General features: G+C 67.4%; 9 protein-coding genes. 3 read left to right on the top strand and 6 right to left on the bottom strand.

Annotation, left to right across the window (positions count from 1 at the left end):
* The 6 genes from HMPREF0591_RS07255 to HMPREF0591_RS07230 all read right to left on the bottom strand — a co-directional run.
* On the bottom strand, positions 1–409 hold a 409-nt coding region (locus tag HMPREF0591_RS07255), incomplete at its 3' end, for a PE family protein (RefSeq protein WP_007167816.1).
* Between the two features lie 138 nt (positions 410–547).
* On the bottom strand, positions 548–1738 hold the full coding sequence (gene tuf, locus HMPREF0591_RS07250) for an elongation factor Tu (RefSeq protein ID WP_007167815.1): 1191 nt from the start codon (positions 1736–1738) through the stop codon (positions 548–550).
* A 111-nt stretch (positions 1739–1849) separates the two neighbouring features.
* A complete protein-coding gene (gene fusA / locus HMPREF0591_RS07245; protein WP_007167814.1) occupies positions 1850–3955 on the bottom strand; it encodes an elongation factor G in 2106 nt (701 codons plus the stop codon).
* Between the two features lie 69 nt (positions 3956–4024).
* Positions 4025–4495, bottom strand: coding sequence for a 30S ribosomal protein S7 (rpsG, locus tag HMPREF0591_RS07240; RefSeq protein WP_007167813.1), 471 nt, complete (start codon positions 4493–4495; stop codon positions 4025–4027).
* Entirely contained in the window at positions 4495–4869 is a 375-nt protein-coding gene (gene rpsL / locus HMPREF0591_RS07235; RefSeq protein ID WP_007167812.1) for a 30S ribosomal protein S12, read from the bottom strand. Before rpsL ends, rpsG begins: the two co-directional genes overlap by 1 nt.
* A 465-nt stretch (positions 4870–5334) precedes the next feature.
* Positions 5335–5979 (bottom strand): TetR/AcrR family transcriptional regulator, encoded by a 645-nt coding sequence (locus HMPREF0591_RS07230; RefSeq protein ID WP_007167810.1) that lies wholly within the window; start codon positions 5977–5979, stop codon positions 5335–5337.
* A gap of 137 nt (positions 5980–6116) precedes the next feature.
* On the opposite strand from HMPREF0591_RS07230, the gene HMPREF0591_RS07225 reads away from it, so the two are divergent.
* From HMPREF0591_RS07225 to HMPREF0591_RS34380, 3 genes are all read left to right on the top strand, one after another.
* A complete protein-coding gene (locus HMPREF0591_RS07225; protein ID WP_007167809.1) occupies positions 6117–6485 on the top strand; it encodes a DUF3060 domain-containing protein in 369 nt (122 codons plus the stop codon).
* 61 nt (positions 6486–6546) lie between these two features.
* On the top strand, positions 6547–7026 hold the full coding sequence (locus HMPREF0591_RS07220; RefSeq protein ID WP_040621344.1) for a DUF3060 domain-containing protein: 480 nt from the start codon (positions 6547–6549) through the stop codon (positions 7024–7026).
* Positions 7027–7180: 154 nt separating this feature from the next.
* On the top strand, positions 7181–7888 hold a 708-nt coding region (locus HMPREF0591_RS34380; protein WP_050789984.1), incomplete at its 3' end, for a DUF732 domain-containing protein.

The raw sequence follows: 7888 nt of genomic DNA, 5'->3' as shown, positions 1-7888 counted from the left end.
AGGCCGGCCCGACCGCCGACATCAGGGGTCCCGCCGGCACCCCGGGGGCCGAACCGCCGGCGGCCGTCGCCGCCGGCACCTGCGCCGCCACCGAGGCGGGCGCCGCCGCGGACTGCAGGGGCGTGGTGTTGGCGGCCTCGGCCGCGAGATACTGCGCCGCGCCGCCGTTCATCAGCTGCACGAACTGTTCGTGGAACGCCGCGGCTTGGGCGCTGAGCGCCTGGTACACCTGCGAGTGCGCGCCGAACAGCGCCGCGATGCTCGTCGATACCTCGTCGGCGCCGGGGGCCAGCACGTTCGACGTCGGGCCCAGCGCCACCGAGTTCGCCGACGTGATCGTCCAGCCGATCCTGGCCAGATCCGACGCCGCGGCGGCGACGTACTCGGGCGTCGCGAATACGAAGGACATCCAAACCTCCCGGCCATCTCGCGGCCCCCCGACTCCCTTGTCACGGAATCGTAGCGGAGCCGGCCACGGTTGGTCAGGCAAAACGCGTAAAGCCCGGATTGCCGAGGACGGCAATCCGGGCTTTACGGCCGACTGGAACTACTTGATGATCTTGACGACCCGACCGGCGCCGACGGTGCGGCCGCCCTCGCGGATCGCGAACCGCAGCCCCTCGTCCATGGCGACGGGCTGGATCAGCTTGACCGAGATGTTGGTGTTGTCACCGGGCATCACCATCTCGGTGCCCTCCGGCAGCGTCACGACACCGGTCACGTCGGTGGTGCGGAAGTAGAACTGCGGACGGTAGTTGTTGAAGAACGGCGTGTGCCGGCCGCCCTCGTCCTTGGACAGGATGTAGACCTGGCCCTCGAACTCGGTGTGCGGCGTGGTGGTGCCGGGCTTCGTGACGACCTGGCCGCGCTCGACGTCCTCGCGCTTGATACCGCGCAGCAGCAGACCGACGTTGTCACCGGCCTGGCCCTGGTCGAGCAGCTTGCGGAACATCTCCACACCGGTGACCGTGGTCTTGGTGCTGGCGGGGCGGATGCCGACGATCTCGACTTCCTCGTTCACGTTGATCACGCCGCGCTCGACACGGCCGGTGACCACCGTGCCACGACCGGTGATGGTGAACACGTCCTCCACCGGCATCAGGAACGGCTTGTCGGTTTCGCGGACCGGGTCCGGGATCGACTCGTCGACGGCCTCCATCAGCTGCTCGACGGATTCCACCCACTTGGCGTCACCCTCGAGCGCCTTGAGCGCCGAGACCCGCACGACCGGGGCGTCCTCGTCGAACTCCTGGGCGGCCAGCAGCTCGCGGACCTCCATCTCCACCAGCTCGAGCAGCTCCTCGTCGTCGACCATGTCGGCCTTGTTCAGCGCGACCAGGATGTAGGGCACGCCGACCTGACGCGCCAGCAGCACGTGCTCGCGGGTCTGCGGCATCGGGCCGTCGGTGGCGGCGACCACCAGGATCGCGCCGTCCATCTGGGCGGCGCCGGTGATCATGTTCTTGATGTAGTCGGCGTGGCCCGGGGCGTCGACGTGGGCGTAGTGCCGCTTGTCGGTCTGGTACTCCACGTGGGAGATGTTGATCGTGATACCGCGCTGACGCTCCTCGGGCGCGTTGTCGATCTGGTCGAACGCGCGCGACTCGTTCAGGTCCGGGTACTTGTCGTGCAGAACCTTGGTGATAGCCGCGGTCAGCGTCGTCTTGCCGTGGTCAACGTGACCGATGGTCCCAATGTTGACGTGCGGCTTCGTCCGCTCGAACTTCGCCTTCGCCACTTCGATGTCCTCCTGGACTTGTTGGTGCTTGTTAAAGCAGTGTTGGTGTTTTCAGTTGTGCCGCGCCCAAGGCTTTGCTAATGACCCGGCAAGATTACTCCCCGTGCAGATTTACTGACCCGTCGCCTTCGCGATGATCTCCTTCGACACGTTCGCCGGCACTTCGGCGTACGAGTCGAACACCATGGAGTAGTTCGCCCGGCCTTGGGTCTTGGACCTCAGGTCGCCGACGTAGCCGAACATCTCCGACAGCGGCACGTGCGCCTTGACGACGCGTGCACCGCTCCGCTCCTCCATGGCCTGGATCTGGCCACGGCGGGAGTTCAGGTCGCCGATCACGTCGCCCATGTAGTCCTCGGGCGTGGTGACCTCGACGGCCATGATCGGTTCCAGGATCACCGGCTGTGCTTGCTGCGCAGCCTTTTTCAGCACCTGCGAACCGGCGATCTTGAAGGCCATCTCCGACGAGTCGACCTCGTGGAAGGCGCCGTCGAGCAGGGTGACCTTGAGGTTCACCAGCGGGTAGCCGGCCAGCACGCCGTACTGCATCGCGTCCTGCGCGCCGGCGTCCACGGACGGGATGTACTCCCGCGGGATGCGGCCACCGGTGACCTTGTTCTCGAACTCGTAGGTCGCACCGTCCTCGCCGGTGAACGGCTCGAGGTTGATGATCACCTTCGCGAACTGGCCCGAGCCACCCGTCTGCTTCTTGTGGGTGAACTCGACGTTCTGGGCGGCCCGCTTGATGGTCTCCTTGTAGGCCACCTGCGGCTTGCCGACGTTGGCCTCGACCTTGAACTCGCGGCGCATGCGATCCACCAGGATGTCCAGGTGCAGCTCGCCCATGCCGCCGATGACGGTCTGGCCGGTCTCCTGGTCCAGGTGCACCTTGAACGTCGGGTCTTCCTCGGCGAGCTTCTGGATCGACAGCGACAGCTTCTCCTGGTCGCTCTTCGTTTTGGGCTCGATGGCCACCTCGATGACCGGGTCCGGGAAGGTCATGGACTCGAGCACGACCTGCTCGTTCGGGTCGCTCAGGGTGTCACCCGTGGTGGTGTCCTTCAGGCCGATCACGGCGTAGATGTGACCCGCCGACGCGGTCTCCACCGGGTTCTCCTTGTTGGAGTGCATCTGGAACAGCTTGCCCAGCCGCTCCTTCTTGCCCTTGGTGGAGTTGATGACCTGGCTGCCGGAGTCGACCTTGCCCGAGTACACCCGGACGTAGGTCAGCTTGCCGAAGAACGGGTGGGTTGCGACCTTGAACGCCAGGGCCGAGAAGGGCTCGTCGGTGGACGGCTTGCGGGTGACCTCGACGTCCTCCTTGCCCGGGGCGTGGCCGACGGCCGGCGGCACGTCCAGCGGCGAGGGCAGGTAGTCGATGACGGCGTCGAGCATCGGCTGCACGCCCTTGTTCTTGAACGCGCTGCCGCACAGCACCGGGTAGGCCTCCGAGCTGATGGTCAGCTTGCGGATGGCGCCCTTGATCTCCTCGACGGTGAGTTCCTCGCCGCCCAGGTACTTCTCCAGCAGCGCCTCGTCGGTCTCGGCGACGGCCTCGAGCAGCTTGGTGCGGTACTCGTCGGCCTTCTCCTGCAGGTCGGCGGGGATGTCGACGACGTCGTACTTCTCGCCGAGCTTGGCCTCGGCGCTCCACACCTTGGCCTTCATCTCGACCAGGTCGACGACGCCCTCGAAGTCACCCTCGGAGCCGACGGGCAGCTGGATCGGGATGACGTTGGCGCCGAGGCGCTCCTCCATGGTCCGCACGGAGAAGTAGAAGTCGGCGCCGATCTTGTCCATCTTGTTGACGAAGCAGATGCGCGGGACATCGTACTTGTCGGCCTGCCGCCACACCTGCTCGGACTGCGGCTCGACCCCCTCCTTGCCGTCGAAGACGGCCACGGCGCCGTCGAGCACGCGCAGGCTGCGCTCCACCTCGACGGTGAAGTCGACGTGCCCAGGGGTGTCGATGATGTTGATCTGGTTGTCGTTCCAGAAGCAGGTGGTGGCGGCGGAGGTGATGGTGATCCCCCGCTCCTGCTCCTGCTCCATCCAGTCCATGGTGGCGGCGCCGTCGTGCACCTCACCGATCTTGTAGCTGATGCCGGTGTAGTAGAGGATGCGCTCGGTCGTCGTCGTCTTGCCGGCGTCGATGTGCGCCATGATGCCGATGTTGCGGACCTTCGTCAGATCGGTCAGCACGTCCTTCTGTGCCACAGAAGTCTTCCCACTCTTTCGATTGCTTGGTTGCTGTCTTACTGCTCCGGCATCATCGCCGGAAGCCGTCTACCAGCGATAATGCGCGAAGGCGCGGTTTGCCTCGGCCATCTTGTGGGTGTCCTCACGCCGCTTGACGGAGGCCCCGAGGCCGTTGCTGGCGTCCAGGATCTCGTTCGCCAGCCGCTCGACCATCGTCTTCTCCCGGCGCTGCCGCGAGAAGCTGACCAGCCAGCGAAGCGCCAGCGTGGTGGACCGGTCCGGACGGACCTCGACCGGCACCTGGTAGGTCGCACCGCCGACGCGGCGGCTGCGGACCTCCAGCGCGGGCTTGACGTTGTCGAGAGCGCGCTTGAGCGTGATCACGGGATCGGTGCCCGTCTTGTCGCGGGCGTTTTCGAGCGCACCATAAACAATGCGTTCGGCCAGCGATTTCTTCCCCTGCAGCAGAACTTTGTTCACCAGCTGGGTGACCAGCTGCGACCCGTAGACGGGGTCGTTGACCAACGGGCGCTTCGGCGCGGGCCCCTTGCGCGGCATCAGCTCTTCTCCTTCTTGGCGCCGTAACGGCTGCGAGCCTGCTTGCGGTTCTTGACCCCCTGGGTGTCGAGCGAACCGCGGATGATCTTGTACCGCACGCCGGGCAGGTCCTTGACCCGGCCACCACGCACCAGCACCATCGAGTGCTCCTGCAGGTTGTGGCCCTCGCCCGGGATGTAGGCGGTGACCTCGACCTGGCTCGTCAGCTTCACGCGCGCGACCTTCCGCAGAGCCGAGTTCGGCTTCTTCGGGGTGGTGGTGTACACGCGGGTGCACACGCCACGGCGCTGCGGGCTGCCCTTCAGGGCCGCGGTCTTGACCTTGGCGATCTTGTCGCGGCGACCCTTGCGGACCAGCTGCTGAATCGTTGGCATCTAGGAGGCTTTCTGTGTTCGTGTCGGGGTCTGTCGGCGGTGCTCAAGTCTTCGTACTGCAGTTATGTCCGGCCGCACTACCCCGCGGCCGGGTGTGTCGCACGCGGCGTGCACCGGAGAAACTCCGATGCATCGTGGACATGCGAATTCGCCCGGCATCCACTTCCTTACGGTTAGGCGCCGTAAGCCGCCAGGCACGAGCCTCCACAATACCCGCCGCCGGTCTCGCAGGTCAAAGCGGCGGACCCGTGGCGATCGCAAGCGCGGGCGCAGCCGGGCGCTGCGGGTCGCCACCATCGGACCGTGGCGATCGCAAGCGCGGCGCAGCCGGGCGCTGCGGGTCGCCACCATCGGACCGTGGCGATCGCAAGCGCGGGCGCAGCCGGGCGCTGCGGGTCGCCACCATCGGACCGTGGCGATCGCAAGCGCGGCGCAGCCGGGCGCTGCGGGTCGCCACCATCGTGGCTAGGACCTGGCGCCGTTGTGGGCGACGCGCCGTTCCAGACCCGCCGCCAGCCGCAACACCATGTCGGAGAACAACGCGTCGGTGTCGATGTCGTCCATAACACCGGTCATCTCCAGCAGCACGAAGCCGTGCAACGCGGACCAGAATTCCAGGGCGGCATGGAACGCCTCGTCGCCGTCGAGCCCGTAGGACGACAGCACCGAGATGACCGGCGCCGCGGCGCCCCGGGTGGCCGCCGTGTACTCGGGATCGTCGCCGCCCAGCGGCATCCGGGTGAACGCCGAGTACCGGCCGGGGTGGTGGTGGGCGTAGCTGCGGTAGGCGCCCGCCATCACCAGCACCGCGTCGTCGCGGGCGCGGCCCTCGCCGACCCGGTTCAGCATCGTGATGATGTCGTCGATGACGCGGATCCGCACCGAGCGGCGCAGGTCCTCCAGGCTGTCCACGTGGTTGTACAGTGACGGGCCCTTGGTACCCAGCTGCGTCGCGAGCGCGTTGATCGTCAGCGCGTCCCAGCCCTCCCGGTCCAGGAAGGTCAGCGCGCCGTCGATGATGCCGTCGCGGCTCAGCTTGGCCGGTCGCGAGCCGGTTCTCCCCGCCCGCTGGCGCCCGCCCGCCGACGGCGGTTCCGGGTGAGCTGCCATGGCGGGGCCCTTCGCTTGCGATGGTGGGGGTGCTTAACTAATGACTCTAGTTGACGCCGGCCGCGAAACTATGTCAGCCATGGCTGGATGGACGTAATCTCATTCGAGCAGATTCACCCGTACCGAGGGGGCCCGCAGTGAACTGGACAACCGTCGCCGGGTCGCTGGCAACCTGCGTCATCACCGTCGCCGCCGTTCCGGTGCCCGCCGCGCACGCGAAGAACGGGGACACCCACGTCATCGGGGAGGGCATCGAGCAGACGCTGGACTGCAACGACGCCACGCTGCTGGTCAACGGCACCCGCAACAACGTGACGGCGCTGGGCAACTGTTACGCGGTGACCGTGATGGGCTCGTCCAACACCGTCGTCGCCGACTCCGTCTCGCACGACATCACCGTGTACGGCTACGACCAGACGGTCTTCTATCACAACGGCTCGCCGTTCCTGTGGGACCGCGGCCGCGAGCTCGGGATGACCAACCGGCTCCAGCAGGTACCCGGGTGAGACCGGCACCCACCGCCGTCCGAACCGAAGACGCCATCACATCGAGGGGAATCGAGGAACCTTGTCCGCCCACATCTTTGACCGCCCCTCGGGGCTGACCGCGCTGGCCGTGGCGCCCGCCGTCGCCGCGGTATTGCTGGCCGGCTGCAGTTCGACGGCCAACCCGCCCACGAGTTCCACCACGACGACCAAGAGCAGCGCGACGACGACGAGCGCCGGGGCGGCGCCGACGACCGGCGGACCGAGCACCACCGCGTCGGTCGAGATCGGCAACACGGTCAACTACGGGTCGATGGGCACCACCACGACGCTCGACTGCGCCAGCGGCAAGTCGCTGAACGTGGGCGGTTCGGACAACACCCTGACCGTCACGGGCGACTGCGCGACGTTGACCGTCGGCGGCACGAACAACAAGATCACCCTGGACAAGGTCGACACCCGCATCAGCGTGGTGGGGCTGAACAACACCATCACCTACAAGGACGGTGAGCCCAAGGTCGACAACCTCGGCTCGGGCAACACCATCAGCAAGGGCGGCTGACGGTAGGCATTCGCCGCACCGGTTTCGGATGAGGCGGTCCCGTTGTGGCACAACGGTTTCGCGCCCTTTCAACGCGATTGGGCGGCACCGCGCCGCCGAGATGCCGCGGGCGGACCAGGGGCATATGATGCTGGCAGCAGAACGGAATCCAGCCATGCTCACCAGTACCACTCACCGCGCCGGCGCACTGGTCACGGTCATCGTGGTACTGACCGGTGTGGTCATGCTGCCCCACGGCGCGGCGGCGGCCGACCCCAACCCGGACGACCAATTCGTCGCACTGCTCGACCAAAAGGGAATCCCGGCACTCGAGAACGTGCCGAGCCTCATCGCCACGGCCCACAGAATCTGTCGCCAACTCGACGGCGGAATGCCGGCGGACGCCGTGGTCGACGACATGAGGCAACGGGCGTTCAACGCCAACGGCGCCGGTGGCCCATACCCGCCCGACCGCGTGTACCGCACCGTCGCACGATTCATCTCCGCCGCGGTCGAAGCCTATTGCCCGAACAACCAGCCGAAGATCGCGTCGCTAGAGGGCGTCGCTTTTCGCGCGCCCGGCTCGAGCGATTCGGCGGCGCACCCCGCCAGTGTCCGGCCGGCGTCGTACGAATGGGGCCGACCGTTGCCCTTGGGGGAGACGGCCCAGCCGGACCCACCGCAACTGCCGCCGCCACCCGCCCCGACCGCCCAGATCATGGCGCCACCCCCGCCGGTCGCGACACCGTCGCCGCGGCCACAGTCGCCGCCCCCGGCGCAAGGCCCCCAACAGGGGCCGCAACAGGGGCTGACCGCCAATCCCGCGCCGGGGAGCCCTCCCGGCGCTGGCGACGACGCGCCCCCCGGGCCGCCCGGCCGGGTG

Origin of the sequence: Mycobacterium parascrofulaceum ATCC BAA-614, assembly GCF_000164135.1 — a bacterium.
Taxonomy (GTDB): Bacteria; Actinomycetota; Actinomycetes; order Mycobacteriales; family Mycobacteriaceae; genus Mycobacterium; species Mycobacterium parascrofulaceum.
The sequence above is the reverse complement of the archived record's forward strand: the minus strand, read 5'-3'. Positions and strand labels throughout refer to the sequence as shown.

What these genes read in the sequence shown, in the direction of transcription:
- rpsL (WP_007167812.1), bottom strand. Translation starts at nt 4,869, where the DNA reads ATGCCAACGATTCAGCAGCTGGTCCGCAAGGGTCGCCGCGACAAGATC.
- rpsG (WP_007167813.1), bottom strand. Translation starts at nt 4,495, where the DNA reads ATGCCGCGCAAGGGGCCCGCGCCGAAGCGCCCGTTGGTCAACGACCCC.
- HMPREF0591_RS07230 (WP_007167810.1), bottom strand. Translation starts at nt 5,979, where the DNA reads ATGGCAGCTCACCCGGAACCGCCGTCGGCGGGCGGGCGCCAGCGGGCG.